This is a genomic window from Longibacter salinarum (genome assembly GCF_002554795.1).
GTDB lineage: Bacteria > Bacteroidota > Rhodothermia > Rhodothermales > Salinibacteraceae > Longibacter > Longibacter salinarum.
Genome location: NZ_PDEQ01000004.1, coordinates 22,740 through 39,163, shown reverse-complemented (window position 1 = coordinate 39,163; position 16,424 = coordinate 22,740). Strand labels below are relative to the sequence as shown.

At 57.8% G+C, this 16,424-nt stretch carries 11 protein-coding genes; 6 read left to right on the top strand and 5 right to left on the bottom strand.

What is annotated here, in order from left to right:
• Positions 1–39: 39 nt before the first annotated feature.
• On the bottom strand, positions 40–774 hold the full coding sequence (ccsA, locus tag CRI94_RS08620) for a cytochrome c biogenesis protein CcsA (RefSeq protein WP_179862222.1): 735 nt from the start codon (positions 772–774) through the stop codon (positions 40–42).
• A gap of 454 nt (positions 775–1,228) precedes the next feature.
• Positions 1,229–1,897, bottom strand: a complete 669-nt coding sequence (locus CRI94_RS08615; protein ID WP_098075300.1) for a heme exporter protein CcmB — start codon at positions 1,895–1,897, stop codon at positions 1,229–1,231.
• A gap of 152 nt (positions 1,898–2,049) precedes the next feature.
• Here CRI94_RS08615 and CRI94_RS08610 point away from each other — a divergent pair, with 152 nt between their 5' ends.
• Positions 2,050–3,039 carry an ADP-ribosylglycohydrolase family protein gene (locus CRI94_RS08610; RefSeq protein WP_098075299.1) on the top strand — a complete coding sequence of 330 codons (990 nt, stop codon included), beginning with the start codon at positions 2,050–2,052 and terminating at the stop codon, positions 3,037–3,039.
• A 210-nt stretch (positions 3,040–3,249) separates the two neighbouring features.
• Here the strand turns inward: CRI94_RS08610 and murB are convergent, their stop codons facing one another.
• Entirely contained in the window at positions 3,250–4,308 is a 1,059-nt protein-coding gene (gene murB, locus CRI94_RS08605; protein ID WP_098075298.1) for a UDP-N-acetylmuramate dehydrogenase, read from the bottom strand.
• Positions 4,309–5,547: 1,239 nt separating this feature from the next.
• Here murB and CRI94_RS08595 point away from each other — a divergent pair.
• The 5 genes from CRI94_RS08595 to CRI94_RS08575 all read left to right on the top strand — a co-directional run bounded on the left by CRI94_RS08595 (position 5,548) and on the right by CRI94_RS08575 (position 13,366).
• Entirely contained in the window at positions 5,548–8,562 is a 3,015-nt protein-coding gene (locus CRI94_RS08595; RefSeq protein ID WP_179862221.1) for a SusC/RagA family TonB-linked outer membrane protein, read from the top strand.
• A gap of 129 nt (positions 8,563–8,691) precedes the next feature.
• Positions 8,692–10,128 carry a RagB/SusD family nutrient uptake outer membrane protein gene (locus tag CRI94_RS08590; RefSeq protein WP_098075295.1) on the top strand — a complete coding sequence of 479 codons (1,437 nt, stop codon included), beginning with the start codon at positions 8,692–8,694 and terminating at the stop codon, positions 10,126–10,128.
• Between the two features lie 97 nt (positions 10,129–10,225).
• Complete coding sequence (locus CRI94_RS08585) at positions 10,226–10,816, top strand: fasciclin domain-containing protein (RefSeq protein ID WP_218919368.1); 591 nt, start codon at positions 10,226–10,228, stop codon at positions 10,814–10,816.
• A 375-nt stretch (positions 10,817–11,191) separates the two neighbouring features.
• Complete coding sequence (locus tag CRI94_RS08580; RefSeq protein WP_179862220.1) at positions 11,192–12,958, top strand: GWxTD domain-containing protein; 1,767 nt, start codon at positions 11,192–11,194, stop codon at positions 12,956–12,958.
• A 36-nt stretch (positions 12,959–12,994) separates the two neighbouring features.
• The gene (locus CRI94_RS08575; protein ID WP_098075292.1) at positions 12,995–13,366 is read left to right on the top strand and encodes an MGMT family protein; all 372 of its coding nucleotides are present in this window, start codon (positions 12,995–12,997) and stop codon (positions 13,364–13,366) included.
• A gap of 81 nt (positions 13,367–13,447) precedes the next feature.
• Here CRI94_RS08575 and CRI94_RS08570 read toward each other — a convergent pair whose 3' ends face one another.
• Positions 13,448–15,028, bottom strand: coding sequence for an amidohydrolase family protein (locus CRI94_RS08570; protein ID WP_098075291.1), 1,581 nt, complete (start codon positions 15,026–15,028; stop codon positions 13,448–13,450).
• A gap of 80 nt (positions 15,029–15,108) precedes the next feature.
• On the bottom strand, positions 15,109–16,404 hold the full coding sequence (gene aroA / locus CRI94_RS08565) for a 3-phosphoshikimate 1-carboxyvinyltransferase (protein ID WP_098075290.1): 1,296 nt from the start codon (positions 16,402–16,404) through the stop codon (positions 15,109–15,111).
• Positions 16,405–16,424: the final 20 nt, after the last annotated feature.

The window sequence follows — 16,424 nt, the reverse complement described above, 5'->3', positions numbered from 1 at the left end:
ACAGGGGATGTCGCGCGCAGAAAGACGGGCGGGGTGATCTTACAGTTCGGGTTCATCACGGGCGTCTTCCTCAAGCCATGCGACCCGAACGCGCTGTGTGTAGATCCACCAGGCCAGGCCAAAGAAACCGAGGACGGCCGGGTAGAAGATCCAGCGCATCGCCGGGGCGAGGTCTGTCTGGCTAAACGCCGGGCTTCCCTCTGCACCGGGATGAAGACTGTCCATCTGTCTCGGAAGCACGTACAGTAGGAAGGGCATCGTCACCACGGCGAACAGATTATAGACGGCTGCGATGCGACCTCGCTTCTCCACAATATCGATGCCTGAGCGCAGAACAAAATACGCGCCATAGATGAGAAGTAGGATCGCGGCCATCGACTGCTTCGGGTCGAAGTTCCACCATTTGTTCGTGCCCTCGTACCACGTGAATCGCGCCCACATCATACCCGTCACGATACCGATCAGGCCGAAAAGCATCGCAACGCGAGCCGCTTCACGTGCGCGTACGTCCCGGAGCAGATCTCTCGTCTGAAGAAAGCGGAACGAGTGGTAGGCGGAGACAACCGTCAGTCCCATCAGCGAAAACCACATCGGGACGTGGAAATAAAGGTTCCGCGCTGTCTCTTCCAGGATCGACATCTGCGGGATTGTGCCGAGCAGACCGGCCACGATGACGTACGTAAGCGTTAGCGTCACAAACACGCGAACCGCCGTGTACATACGCGATCCAACGTCAGCGACGGGAGATGGGGAAGCGGGAGAAGATGTCGCCATATCGATCCGGCGGGCCGGAGAAAGATGCTTGATGTATTGGCAACGTCAAGGCAACTCAAAGTGTCCGCACCCGGCTTGAAAAAATAATACAGTTCAGGGTTCAGGTAGGGAAGGTTCAGAGTTCAGGGTTCAGCGTTCAGAGTTCAATGGGTGCTTCCCGGGTACGTGAGTCGTATCGGCAATTGTTTTAGCTTCGAGCCATCCTGATTTACACCGAACTGCTACGTACTGGAGTATGGTTAGCCTCTGTGTAACGGTTGCTGTCTTTTCTGCGAAGGCTGTCACCATACAGTAGAGTCTTCCGCCTCCGCGGCGCAAACAATGATGTGTGAGATACCGAAATCCGATAAGAATTTGGTTACAGGCACGACGAAAGAGCAGGCCAACTTCGTCAATTGAAGACGACAACGTCCTTCCCAACCTTGAACTCTGAACCTTGAACTCTGAACTTCTTTCAGTCCGTCCAGACGTAATCGAAGAGGAGGGTGGCAGCAGAGATGGTTGCCCCGGCGAATCCGATCAGGGTCATCAGTTCGCTTTCGGCAGCGGCCCACTCGACGCCGAGAATGGCCTTCCTTGTGGCTGTCACGGCCGAGAGGAGAAGCGGGACCAACAAGGGTAAGAGCAGAACGGGAAGCAGAGGTCCGCTTCGCGCAGCCCGGGCGATGAGCGCTGCAAGCAGCGTGGTGGCTCCGGAAAGTCCCAGCGCGCCGAGGGCAAGGGTCGCCGCCAGTAGACCGGGCGATCGAACGGGAATCCCGAGAATGAGGAGAAAGACGAGGACGGCCACGGTGTTGAGACCAAGCACCAGAACGAGCGTGTAGAGAAGCTTACCGGCGAAGACCATACTTGCCCGCGTGTTGAGCTGCAGGAGTAGCATGGTCCCCGTCTCTTCCTCCGAGACGAACGACCGTCCGAGCCCGATCGAGGCCGAAAACAGGATGACGATCCAGAGGAGAGCGGACTGAACCCGTTCACTGACCGTTTCTTGTCCGATCGCAAACAGAACGAGCAGGAGGGCCGACAGGACGAACATGAGCAGAACGTTCACCGCGTACCGGCTACGAAGCTCCGTACGAAGATCTTTGCGGAAAACGGCCCAGGCCCCGCGAATCCAGTTCATGTAGCGTCCGTTGGTGATGACAGGTAGCACGCAGCGCTCGACACACACGGCTTACGCCGACCACGGATCCACACCCACCGGAAATCCGGCGTCGATGTTTGTTCGGCGCCCGCTTTTTTTCGCTCCGCTCATCAGAATGACGACCCGATTATATGGCTTGCTCCCCCGACCGCATTCTCGGTACGTGTCTCGGCACCGCCGTCGGTGACGCCCTTGGGATGCCGATTGAAGGCATCAGTCATCAGAATGTCCGGACCTACTACAAGGGTGTCAAGGAATATCGGGATGATGAGCAGCGAAAAGATCTCGACGCCGGGCAGTGGACGGACGATACGCAGATGACGTTTGCGCTCGTTCGGGCGCTGGCCTCCAATGTTGAGCCAGCGACCTGGCCGCAGGCAGTGGCAACGCAGTATGTTGTGCTTCGCGATGATGCACGGCGCTGGGGGCCGACGACGAAAGCAGCCATTGATCGGCTCGCGGAGGGTGTGTCCCCAGATACATCCGGAAGCGCGAACAATCCGACGAACGGAGCGGCGATGCGTGCTGCGCCTCTCGGGGTGTGGTGGGCGTGCACCGGAGCGTCAAGGGATGAAGCCCTGGATGCAATCATCCCGGTGCTGTCCGTGACGCATCGGCACCCGGCTTCCCTTGCGGCCGGCTATGGGCAGGCTCGGGCGGTCGCTCTCGCCATAGAGGCAGACGTGGAGACGTTCGACAAAGAGTCGTTCTGGAAGGACCTGATCGAGCACGTCATCTACGCCGAAAACAGCGTGTCGGGAGATGGCGACTCGGACCGGCGCGTCTCCGACCGACTCGAACGACTGCGCATGCACCTGGACGAATTTCCGCTCGACATGCGCGACCTCTGTGGCGGCGCCGGCGTTCGGGCGGACGAGGCGTGGCCGTACGCCTGCGCGATGTTCGTGCGACGGCCGCATCTTCTGGAGAATACGCTGCTGTCGAGCATCAACGTCGGTGGGGATGCCGATACGCACGGAGCAATGCTCGGCGCACTACTGGGGGCACTCCACGGCTGGAAGGCGTTTCCGGACGAATGGCGAGACGGACTCGAGGCCCGGGCGCGGCTGGAGGAGGAGGCGGGTGCGTTTGCACAGAACCTCGAAACGGTGAAGCGCTGATCACCTGTTTGGCGGATGGACCGCAAAATCGCGAGCGCAGAAGGCCATCCGTTGGCACGGACGGACTAGACCCGGTGCGTGAGATGCACGACGTTTCATTGCTTCTAGCGTCGCGAGGACCGACCGTTACGGGCGTATTCCGAAGCGAATGCAGGATGTCCGCAAAACAGGACCCGATTCCGGGCAGACTCGCGCATCCGTTTGGAAACGTTAGCTGTTCGCCTGGGCCTGTCGCTTCTTTGCGAGGTCGGCTGCGGTAACGAGGTCCGGGTCTTTCGGCACAAACGTCGGTGTTTCCTCGGAGGGCTCATCGAACTGACCGATGAATCCGATTTCCGTCTCCAGACGATACCCCGTCTTCTCTTCGACAACGCGTTGAACGTACTGGATCAGTCCGATCAGATCCGCGGCCGTTGCGCCGCCGTCGTTGACGAAGATATTGGCGTGTCGGTGGGTCACGCGTGCGCCACCAATTTTCGCGCCTTTCAGGCCGCATTCATCGATGAGGCGGCCCGCGCCGATGCCCTCGATCTTCTTGAAGATGGATCCGACGCTGGGCTCCGTATCGAGCGGTGGATGACGGAGGGAGCGCCACTCCAAATTTTGCTCGACAATCTCCCGCATCCGTTCCGGGTCACCCGCGTCGAGTTGGAAGGTGGCCGACAGTACGACGTCGTCGCGGTGGTGAAGGATGGAGTCGTCGTAGCCGAACTCGAAGTAGTCGACGCCCACCGTCCGGCGTTCATTCGATTCCGTCAGGATGTCGGCCTCCTGAAGGACCTCTTCGATAAACATCGTGCGCTCGCGTGCCGGCGCAGGGGAGAGGAAGTGCAGGTTCTGCCAGAGAGCGCCGCCAACCGTAGATGGAATGCCCGCGTAGTGTTCGAGGCCGCTCAGTCCGGCGTTGATCGCCTGATTGATCACGGTTGGGTACATGATTGCCCCGCTTTCGGCCCAGAGCGTCCCTGCATCCGCATCAATCTCAGTGTGCGTGGCCGCATTGCGAATCACAAGGCCCCGAAAGCCTTGATCGCCCACGAGAACGTTCGCTCCCATCCCTAACAGGAAAAAGTGGACGTCGTGCTCACGGGCAATGCGAATGGCTTGTGCAAGCTCGTCGTCGGTTTGAGCTTCGACATACACATCAGCAGGTCCGCCAAGCTGGAAGGTCGTGAAGGGGGCGAGGGGGACGTTTTGCTTGACGCGATCGGCACCGAACAGATCTCGCAGTGCGTCAAGGGCGGGGGCAGGAATAGGGGGAGTCGACACAGTTTGAGGGAGTCAGGAGATCACGACGGAAGAGCGTATCGAATGCGAGTGGGTTGTTATAGTTAGCGCTAGCGGGAAGGTTTGCTGTCTATTCGCGTGCCGAACGTCTCCTCGGGAACGTCCAAATGTGATGAAGTTGGTTTTATGCCGGTACAGTTTGTTTTCCCAACGGAGTGAGACAAGGGAATCAGAACCCCGTCTGTCGCGCGAGTACCTTGATTCGTATCGTCAACTCAAGTAGTGCGTCGTATCCGTCTGGCACGATTGCGGAACATGATTTTCAAGATTCGCCTTGACATCTTCAAGGATGGCTCGCACATTGTTACCGATTCATAAAGGAACATGTCAAGGCAGCATAGCGCATAGCGTTATTCAGTCATAGACCAGCGCTTAACATTAACCCGGAATCCGCGCCTATTGTGATTGTCAGTTTGAAATCATGATTTAGCGAGATATATTCCTTAGCCAGCATGAGGCGATAATCACTTTTCTGCAAATCATCAGGAAAGAGAACCGTGCCCATGCTCGCTATGGTAGCCGGATCGCTAGGCCATTTCAGCATGATCACTTCGCACCGCTTCATTCCAGAACTGTACCAACCAGGTATTTAGACTGTATAGAACGCGTAAGGGGTGAGTTGAAACAGGAAATGAACGCTGATACTCGTATTAGGCCGAATGCGTTCAGCCGCCTGGTACGCATGTAGAGGCGTGCACTCAGCTGTTCCGTTGTTCTGATCAAGATGTGGTGCGCAGTAGACAACCGCTAAACGGAACGTGCAGTGTGGTCATTCGACTGTGCGATTCCCAGCTTGGTTGGCCCACCTATCTCAGATGTGGTGCTGAAATCTGACTTCCGCTTGACTTCATCGTTCTTTTTGCGAAACTTATACTCGTCATGCTCCTGAGGATGACATGAACGTCAGCCTCAGTGCACAGCACTCTCTCCGTTGCGCCGACCGCGTCCCACTGCGGCTCGCCGCCGGGTGACGAGTCCCAATTCATGGCTTCAGGACGTTTTTTCCACTGTTCAGCCATGAAGTGAGTGCTACAACGTTAGTTCACACACGCTCGAGGTTCGGTTGCTGCTCGGTCTGCGTCCCACACGCACCCAGCTGGAGTATCGGAATCTCGATCGGATCTCACCGTTTCTCGGTTTCACCAGAGGACATCAACCATGAAGGCATTGTTTACTAAACTTCTATGCGGGGTGGCAATATTGCTCCTCGCACCTGCGACTGTGTTCGCACAGGACGGGACATTATCCGGTACGGTTACGGACGGAGCAACCGGCGACCCACTGCCGGGCGCGACTGTTCGAGTTCAAGAGCTCGGTATCGGTAGCGCAACAGATGCAGACGGTAACTTCGAGTTTGACGTCCCTGAAGGGACACACGAGGTTCAGGCTTCGTTCGTCGGTTACAATCCGATGATGAAGACCGTCGACGTCGCTGCGGGCGAAACCACAAGTCTGGATTTCGCGCTGCAGCCGCGGACTGAAGAACTCGAAGAGGTTGTCGTTGTCGGTTACGGCCAGCAGCAGCGTCAGCGCGTTTCAGGATCTGTGTCGTCGATTGACGCGGCCGAGGTCGCTGAGGCAGGTGTTGTGTCAACGGAGCAGCTGCTCCAGGGCCGCGCCTCCGGCGTGCAGGTATCGACGGTTTCCGGTGTTGCCGGTGCCGCGATTTCCGTTAAGGTTCGTGGACCGTCATCGATTCAGTCTGGCACCGAGCCGCTCTATGTAATCGACGGCATCCCGGTTATTTCCGGTACGTCGGCATCCGACTTCGGGCAGCAGACCAATGCGCTCGCCGACCTGAACCCGTCTGACATCCAGTCCATTGAGATCCTCAAGGATGCGTCCGCCACGGCGATTTACGGATCGCGAGGCGCGAATGGTGTGGTTCTCATTACCACGAAGAGCGGATCAGCATCAGGGCAAACCGAGGTCAGCTTTGGCTACGAAGCGGGTGCGGTCACGCCGGCGGTTGAGAAGTGGTCCATGCTTAACGGTTCACAGTGGGCCGAGGTGTATCGCGAAGGGTTTGCTAACGCGAGTGCTTTCTTCGGTTTCCCAGCCGACCCGAACGTTGGTACACAGGTTTTTGGCTATCCGACACTGCCTGAGGTCGATGAGGCTCCGACCTATAACTGGGTGGACGAGGTCTTCCAGACGGGCGTTACGCAGACGTACAATCTCTCTGTTCGCGGAGGTGATGAGAAAACACGTTTTCTCGTCAGTGGGTCGTACGACGATCTGCAGAACTACATCATTGAGAACCAATTCCGTCGTATCAACGGACGCGTCAATGTTGAGCATGACCCGACGCCGTGGCTACGTACCGGTGCTAACCTGACGGTTACGCGATCCCTGAATGATCGTGCCTCGTCGGATAACCTGGTGTCGGCGCCGCTGACGTCTGCTGCGCTGGTTCCACCGGTGGTTCCGATTCGTGTCGATCAGGAAGAAGATGGAACGCCGGAGCCCGGTGATTATCGCGGATTCAACTTCCAGAACCCGTGGAACATCGCCGACAACGTCGTCGCATCGTCCAAGTTCAACGAAGCGGACGCCTACAACTGGCGTACGTACGGTAATGCATTCATCCAGTTGGACCCGATCGACAAACTCACGCTTCGGGCGGAGGTTGGTGGTGACCTGCTCGTCGTCGACGAGTACTTCCGGTACATTCAAGAGTCGACGGATGGACAGCCGAACGGATTCGGTGCTCAGTACTACCGCGAGCAGCGGAAGTACCTGATGACGTACACCGCCAATTACGTGGACACATTCAACGACATCCACGACGTAAGCATTCTGGGTGGGTCAAGCTTCGAGTTTGACCGCCGGAATAATGTGTTTGCGGAGGCAAATAACTTCGCAAACAACGAACTCCCGAACGTAGCTTCCGGCGCGACGCCGGTAACGACATCGTCAACCGTCGATCGAAAGAGCGGTCTGGAGTCTTACTTCTCCCGCTTGAATTACACGCTGAACGATCGCTACATCTTCGAGTTTTCCGCTCGTGTTGATGGTTCGTCCCGCTTCGGTGAAAACAACCAGTACGGATTCTTCCCGGCTGGATCGGTTGCCTGGCTCGTTTCCGACGAGTCGTTTATGGAAGATGTCGATGCTCTTTCGGAGCTGAAGCTTCGCGCGAGCTACGGTGTGACTGGAAACGACCAGATTGGTTTTTTCCCGCAGCTGGGCCTGTTTGCCGCTGGAAACAATTACAACCGGACGCCGGGCTTCGTACCCTCACAGATCTCCAACCCGGACCTGAAGTGGGAGCGTGTCACGCAGCTTGATGTCGGGTTTGATCTTGGTCTCTTCAATAACCGGATTTTCCTGACGGCAGATTACTACGACAAGACCACCAATGACCTCATCCTTGAGGTTCCGGTGCCGCGAAGCCAGGGATACAACTCCTACTTCCGCAACGTCGGGTCGATGAAGAACCAGGGCGTCGATCTCGGTCTTGAGACGCGCAACCTTACGGGCGCATTCTCCTGGACAACAAACTTCAACCTCTCGTGGCTCAAGAATGAAGTCACGGATCTGGTTGAGGAAATTCCATCCGGGGTGCAGTATGCCACAGAAGGCGAGCCCCTCGGTTATTTCAACCTGATACCGTATGAAGGTGTTGACCCGGTTACGGGTAAGCCTCTCTGGAGAGCCGCAGACGGTAGCCTCACAACCAGCCCTTCGGCGGGTACGGATCGCCGGAACGTTGGAAAAGTGCTTCCGACATGGACCGGCGGATTGACCAACCGGTTCAGCTACAAAGGTGTTAGTTTGAGTGCCCTTCTGCAGTTCGAAACAGGGCATGATATCTACAACGACACCTACCGGTTCATGATGCTCCCGGCAACGTTTAACCTGCACGAGAACTACATGAACCGTTGGCAGGAGCGAGGCGACGTCACGGGCGTACCGCGTAACTACTTCGCGGACATCGCCGACAATCACACGCGGCAATCCACACGGTGGCTGCAGGATGGTAGCTACCTGCGTCTTCGCGACGTGACGCTGTCCTACAGTCTTCCGTCTAGCGTGCTCAACGCGCTTCAGATTTCCCGAGCGCGGATCTATGTGAAAGGAACGAACCTCCTGACCTTCGACAAGATTACCGATGGAACAGGGGATCCGGAAGTGAACACCGGCGGAAGCTTTGGTGTCCTGAACTCCGGTGAAAGCTTCTTCACGGCTCCGCAGCAGCGCTCGATTACTGGTGGCTTTAGCCTCACGCTCTAAGCGGTAAAAGCCCCGCGTTCCGATGGCCACCCAACAGCTCCCTTTTTCTCGGCGTTTGTCCGGGAAGAGGGAGCTACCTGGGGGCTCGTGCGCTGCCTCCTCGACTTACTGAAATACAGGAAACAACTCATGATTGCTCGACACACCTTTACGATTCTCGTCGCCGCCGTGCTGGCCCTCGGGTTGGTCGGTTGCGACACGCTCGATGTGGAGCCGGAGCAAAGCATCCCTGAAGAGGAGGCTTTCACCTCCGTCACGGATGCGGAAGCTGCACTTAACGGTGCTTATGACGGCCTACAGCTTCCCGGCAACTACGGCGGGTTCCCGGTCGTGGCTGCGGATTTTCAAAGTGGAAACTCGAGTTTCTCGGGATCCTTCAGCACATGGTCTGCGGCCCAAAGCTTTAATATTACGTCGACGCACGGCCCGAGCCTGACGGTATGGGACGATCACTATGATGTCATTTTGCGTCTCAACACCATCATCGCTCGCGCATCTGAGGTTCCGGATATTAGCTCTGCCGACCTCGATCGCATCACCGGCGAGGCACAGTTCCTTCGCGCGCTGATGTACTTCGATCTCGTACGGTGGTTTGCACAGCCGTACAACATCGGTGGCACGAATGACCAGCTAGGCGTCCCGCTCACCCTCGAACCACTACGTACGCTAGAGCAGGCGACCGATTCGGAATTTACCGATCAGCCGCGTGCAACGGTCGACGCGGTGTACTCCCAGATCTATACGGATCTGAATGATGCCGTCAGTAAACTCGGTGGCATCTCGAATCGGAACCGAGGATCGGGTACGGCCGCTCAGGCACTCCGGGCCAAAGTGAACCTCTATACGGGGGATTACCAGGGCGCGATTGACGACGCCGAGGCGGTCATCGGCTCCGGAGATATGTCTCTCGTTGAATCCGTTTCCTCCATCTATGCTTCTGTGAGCGAGACGAACACGGAGATCATCTTCAGTGTCGCCAACAATGAAATCGACAACTCGGGTACGAACGATTTCCCAAGTGCATTTTATCTGCCGAGTGACTTCGGTGGACGTGGCGATATCAACCCCACATCGGATCTAATCAGCCTGTACGAAACCTCGGACGAACGCGGATTGGGCCAGGCGAGCGCGCCGAACAGTGGCGACTTCCTGATCTATGCGTATGGCGGTGCTCCATGGACGAACAAGTGGTCTGATAGCAACTTCGGTGATGACGCCATCGTGCTTCGCGGTGCTGAGATGTATCTCATCGCTGCGGAAGCTATCGCACGCTCCGATTATGCTGCTCGCGAAGACGACGCGGAGGATTACCTGAACACCGTTCGGACCCGCGCAGGCGCCTCCTCGGTGAACACATCGTCGCAGCAAGATCTGATCGACGCGGTTCTCCTTGAGCGCCGCCTTGAGTTGGCGTTCGAAGGCGACTACCGCCATGACCTCGTGCGCACGGGCTCCCCGATGCGAACGACGGTCCAAGGCGATCCTCAGCGGATCCTGCCGATCCCGCAGACCGAGATCGAAATCAACAGCGAAATTAGTGAGGATGATCAGAACCCGGGATACTAAACCTGGCGAATGATCTGAACCGCTCCTCTCTGCGTTCGGAACTGTGGAACGCAGAGAGGAGATTCCTCCGAATTACCGATGATCCCCTCTTGTTGACATGAACATATTCTCTACGATGCGCCCATCCCTATCCTGGCTTCGTCACGTGGCCCTAGTCCTGGTTGTAATAGGACTCATGGGATGTGATGAGACGGCAGATCCGACGATTACGAACAGCGAGATCAACATTGCTGAACGGCTGAACATCCTCAATGAAACGGGGACGCTCGCCAGTCTCGTTAGCGCTTATCCAGCCGACACGCCGCTGGCTGAAACCTTTAAGGATGATTCCGCGGGGCCGTTCACTGTATTTGCTCCGACGAGTGGAGCCATCAACGCTACGCTTGCCTCGCTCGACGCCGATGGTGATGGCGTCGTCGTTGGCGACGAGCTGACGGAAGCCCAACTCGTCGAAATCCTTCAATACCACGTTGTTGCTTCGGAGACGTTTTCCGAAGACCTGGGATCTTCGCAGCAGGTGCAAACCCTGAATGGCGAAGAGCTCACCATTACGTCGGGAACGGCCAATGGTGAAACCGTTATTGAGATCAACGGTGATGCACAGGTGGTCATCGATCTCGCCGACATCGAAGCTTCAAACGGTGTCGTACACGTGATCGATGGTCTTCTCATTCCCCCGGGACTCTAAGGTTTGCAACGATCCACCGGATGGATGTGCCATCCGTGTTGGATTTACAAACAAAGCGCCACGAGCCGGAGTCTCTTAGCGAGGCTCCGGCTTTTTTTGTGTATCTAGCCAAGGCGTGCGAACCGGTATCCTGCTGGTTGCAGCGACCTTTTACAATCCTGAAAACGAGAGCGAGCGTTTGAACAAACGTAGAAGACCTGGGTATATAAGCAATGTGTATCATGTAATTAGAAGGGGGTTATCATGCATATTTATGCAGCCATCGCTCTATATCTGAGTACCTTCTTGCAGGTTGGCGTGACTTCGGACGCGCATGCAGGTCGGTTTACGAATCCAGGGCTCTGCGAACAGGGCGTTGTTTCGCTTGATGCAGAAATGGATCGTCTGTCAAAGGAGGAATCCCGCGTGTCGAAGCAACGAGCCGCGAAACTCTATCTCTGTATTCTGCAACGTGCGAGTGCAGACCAGCTTTCAGTTGAAGACCGAGACGCGGTGCGAAAGCGATTCTCACAGATGGTGTTTATGCTCGCGGACTCAACCTACGACGCTGTTGTGAGCGAAGGAGACCGGGACGAGCCAGACGAGTGGGTGTTCGCAGATGAGGCTGGCGAGCGGTTGCTGGCCTGGTGGCGAATGCAAGACGTAGTGCCTTCGACGCCGGGCAATGAGCGACTCCTGGAGCACGTCGAACGGGTTCAGATTGCGGAGCGAGAGTATGCTTCGTCCGAGTCAGTTAGCGGTTTTGATGATCGGGGGCTCATCTATGTGAAATACGGACCGCCGTCCCGCGTTGACCAGGTGAACTGGGATGAGATGCACAACCTGTCTATGATTGACGGTTTTCCGGAAAACGAGATTTGGAGTTACCCGGCCCTAGCTCAAAATGGATCGTTTCTTTTTATCGAAGACGACGATGAATTTGAGCTCGGTAGGTCAACGGATTTGATACCAAAACGGCAACGAGCTTTGGCGCTCAGTCCATCTAGGCGCGGTAATCAAAATGCGGTGCGCTTGTTGGGTATTATGTCTCTTGTATACGAGCGTCTGGCCTACTACCAGGACCATATCGCCTTTGCTTATCTGGACACGTGGAAGTACGCTTCCTTGATTGAGGAGAACAGGAGGGTGGCTCAACTCGGGGGGATGTCGTATCCAGTAAACGAACAACCATCGGTCGTGGCCACTCGCATCGTGTCGGAGGTGGAGGCCGCGGATAGAAACTTTGAACGACGCCGAGATAAGGAAATGCCAGCGCAGGCGACGGAGGTCATCAAGCTCCCAACGGCTGATCTACAGTACATCACGTCTCGCTTCTTGAATCCGGATGGCACGACGAGGGTGGTGCTAGATTGGGCGATGGAGCCGGAGGAGCTGCAACCGGATAAGTCGGTCGTGAAACGCTTTCGACGCTCCTCCCTTAGTCGATACCAGGACCGCTCCGTGGAGGTAAACGTCAGCATACGCGACCCGTCTTATCAGTCCATCGGGGCCGAGCGCCAACTCGTCGTATTTGAAGATGCTTCAGCGGATGTGAGCAAAGGCAGAACGAATAGCCTCACGTTCGCTTTACCAAAAAATGCAAAGCATCTCGCCCTCCAGACGAACGCGCACATGTCGACGATCAAGGAAGATGTTGTCCAGTACGGGCCTCCGTTCTCCTACGCCGTTGACTGGGAGCGTGACCTCTCCCCGCTGGACGAGACGGGGAGACGACTCCTGCTCAGCGACATTCGTCCCATGCTTCTTCCACGGGATGTCGAGATCCAATCGCTCGTTGGCTCGTCCATAGAATCTGCCGCGACGCCTACGCCGCGGATGGAGATTCAGCCGGACGATCAGCTTGTAATCTACTTTGAGGCGTATAATCTGCGATATGGATCGGACGACCGAGTCCAGTATACCGTCCAGTACGACGTAGAGGTGAGATCGCCGCGCTGGTTACTTCGCGATCAGTTCGAGCGTAGCTCCACGGAGGTGACGCAAGAAGGCTCTTCCAGCCGCGTTGAGGAGTATATTCTGGTTGACCTGGGAGACGTGGAGGTCGAAGACGGAGATACCATCCGCCTCACTGTTGAAATGACCGACGATGTTGCACAGTCTACATCGTCACGAACCATTGAGCTTGACGTAGCGGAGCCGTAGAAATACCGATTATTGACAATATAGAACGCCTACCCCTTGTCTACTTCCCGGTCCTCCTTCTACGAACGCGTCTGGCACGTTGTAGCCAAAATTCCCGTTGGACGCGTCGCGACGTACGGCGACATTGCGGAATACGTTGGCACCCGAGCGGCGGCGCGGACCGTCGGGTGGGCGATGAACGCTGCGGTCGGAAGCGACCTTCCCTGTCACCGCGTCGTGAACCGAAACGGCGAACTGACGGGCGCACGATTTTTCGAGACGCCGACGGTGATGGAGGAGCGGCTTCGTAGTGAGGAGGTGGCCTTCGATACGGATGGCAGCGTTGTTATGGACACGCACCGCTGGGTACCGGCGGAGCACTTGCCGCCGGCTCGCGACTTTCTCGATGATGGACTGGAGGACGCGTAAACTCGGCCGCCACTAAAAAAGCGCCCCGATCCGGGTACACCGGTCCGGGGCGCTTGTGTGCTTACCGTGGCACGTCCGATGTTACTCATCAGCAGCCTTCGCGTCCTCGACGATCTGCCGGACGTCCTCGAGCAGGGCAGGCGCGTCGTAGATGATGCCGTCTTTAATTGTGTATTTCACGCCTCCGACGCGGGTTGGCTCGTCGGTTTCGTCATCCAGCTTCAAGGCCCCGATGCCGTAGAGGACTTTCAGATTCTCGAGAGGATTCTCGTCGACCACGACAAAGTCTGCCTTCTTGCCAACCTCGATCGAGCCAATCTCGTCGTCCATGCCGAGCGTCTCTGCGCCGTTCAGCGTCGCAGCCTGAATGACCTCCAGTGGGTGAAAACCGGCCTCCTGAAGCAGCTCCAGTTCGCGCACGTAGCCGAAGCCATAGAGCTTGTAGATGTAGCCGCTATCGGAGCCGGTCACAATACGTCCTCCACGGTTTTTGTATTCGTTCAGGAAGGTCATCCACAAACGGTAATTCTCCTTCCAGTCGATCTCGTGCTGCGTCGTCCAGTGGAACCAGTAGGAGCCGTGGGCGCGGCGGCTGGGCTGGTAGAATTCCCAGAGGGATGGCAGCGTATACTCGTCGTGCCAGGGGGCATGACGGGCGCGCATCAGGTCTCGACTGGCTTCGTAGATTGTGAGCGTCGGGACCATCGTGAAGTCGAGGGTGATGAGCGAATCCATGACCGCGTTCCAGTGGTCGCTGCCCGGGGCTGCGGCCTGTTTCCAGAGTCGGCCCGCCTCGCCAAATCGGTGCTGCTCGTTGTTGTAGTTGTAGTCGGGCGGATAATCCTGGATGACCCGGTCGGTGAAGAGCGCTTCCGGTAGGCCATACCAGTGCTCCATCGTCGTGAGCCCCCAGCTAGCCGACGTGAGTGCGTCGACGCGCGTCACGTTCAGTTGAGCATGGTGCATGGCTGTGCCAAGGCCCTGTTCCTTTGCCTCGTCGAGGGCGGCCTTCATGACGTTCGGCGCGGCACCGAAAAATTTGATACCCTCCGCGCCGCGCTCCTTCACGCTTTGCACCCAGGAGCGTGCGGCCTCAGGCGTGGTTGGAGGCTGATCTTCGCCCATTCCGAAGCCGACGTAGGCTACGATCCGGGGGGCGACGATATCGTTGGCGGCGCTCCGCTCTCGGTGCTCGAAGGTCCAGTCCATCCCGTTGAAGCTTCCAGGCTCTCGCACCGTCGTAATGCCGTGGGCCATCCAGAGCTTGAGGACGTATTCGGCCGTCGTTCCCTGACTGATGCCTCCGAGGTGAGCATGCATGTCGACGAACCCCGGCAGGATGTAGTGGCCGGACAGGTCGATTTCTCGGTCACCGGGAGCTGGACGCTCACTCTTGTCGATGGGAACGCCCGGGTACCCCACACTGCGGATCTCGGTGATACGGTCATCCTCAACGACAATATCGACTGGGCCGATCGGAGGCGCGCCCGTACCGTCGATCAGCGTGGCGCCTCGAAGGATGAGGCGGTCGTAGGGGCCATCTCCTTCGGTGCGGTCGGGGGCGGCGGGAGGCGTTTCCTGAGCGAGAACCGGCGCAGAGGGGAGCGTGACACAAAGGGCGACCAGAAGGAGCCCGAACAGACGAAGATATGCACGATGCATGGAGGGAGTAGGCAAGTCAGAAAAGGCAGGGGGGCCGGGCGGGCGTGGCGTAAAGGATCCGTCCACATGTAGGCTCTAACTTACCGTGGCTTCGCGAGACGATCCAGTTCGTCCCAGAACCCGGGAAACGATACGCGTGCGCACTTCGCGTCGACGACTTGCGTCGGACCGTGGGCGACGCAGGCTGCAACGCCCATGGCCATCGCAATGCGGTGATCGTCAAAGCTTCGCACCGTCGTGCCAAGGAGGTTCGGCCCGTTTCCTTCGATGTCGAGGCCATCTGGGCGCTCGTCGATTTCCGCGCCCATGGCCCGGAGGTTCTCCGTGATGGCGTGAAGGCGATCGGTTTCCTTGACGCGCAACTCTTCTGCGTCCCGAATGACGGTTTGCCCCTCTGCGCACGCGGCCGCAACGGCCAGGACGGGGACCTCGTCGATCAAGTTTGGAATTACGCGGCCGCCGACCTCTACGCCATGAAGCGGGGCAGAGGACACGAGGATGTCGCCAATGGGCTCGCTTCCTTCGGCTCGTTCATTTTCGATTCGGATGTCTGCGCCCATCTCTCGAAGCACGTCGATTAGCGCCGTTCGGGATGGGTTTAGGCCGACGTTCTCGATTAGAATCTCACTGCCCGGTGTAATCGTCGCCGCGACAATGAAGAATGCGGCGCCGGAGAAGTCACCCGGGACCGTCCACGTTCCAGGTTCGATACGGTGGCCGCCATCGACGTAAATCTCCCGTTCGCCCCCGACTTCGTGTGTTTCCAGCCCGAGCATTCGTTCCGTGTGATCACGGCAGCGCGTGGGCTCAATGACGGTCGTCCGGCCACGTGCGTAAAGCCCGGCGAGAAGGACGCATGACTTCACCTGGGCCGATGCCACGGGTAGCCGGTACTTCGTGCCCTTGAGACCGCCTTCGGGCGCCGGACGGAGACGGATGGGCGCATGGCCATCTACAAGCGTCACGCGGCCGCCCATCGCTCGCAGCGGGTCTGCGATTCGTTTCATCGGCCGCATCTGGAGCGATTCATCGCCCGTCAGAACGCTGCCGAATGGCTGGCCTGCGAGGATTCCGGACATGAGGCGCATCGTCGTCCCGGAGTTTCCGCAGTCGAGCGGCGCGTCGGGGGGGCGCAGTCCGTCGATACCGACACCCTCGACGACGAGAACATCGTCGTTGTCGCGATGGATCGATACGCCCAGGCCGCGAAGGACCCGCAGCGTCGACAGGGGGTCCGCTGATCGCGGGAAGTTGCGGATTCGGGACGTGCCGTCCGCGAGCGCCGAGAGCATCGCCGAACGGTGGGAGATCGATTTGTCGGCGGGGATGGATACCGAGCCGTGGAGAGAGACGGCGGTTGGGAGGATCTGCGTCATGGACTCACGAAGGGTGGGAA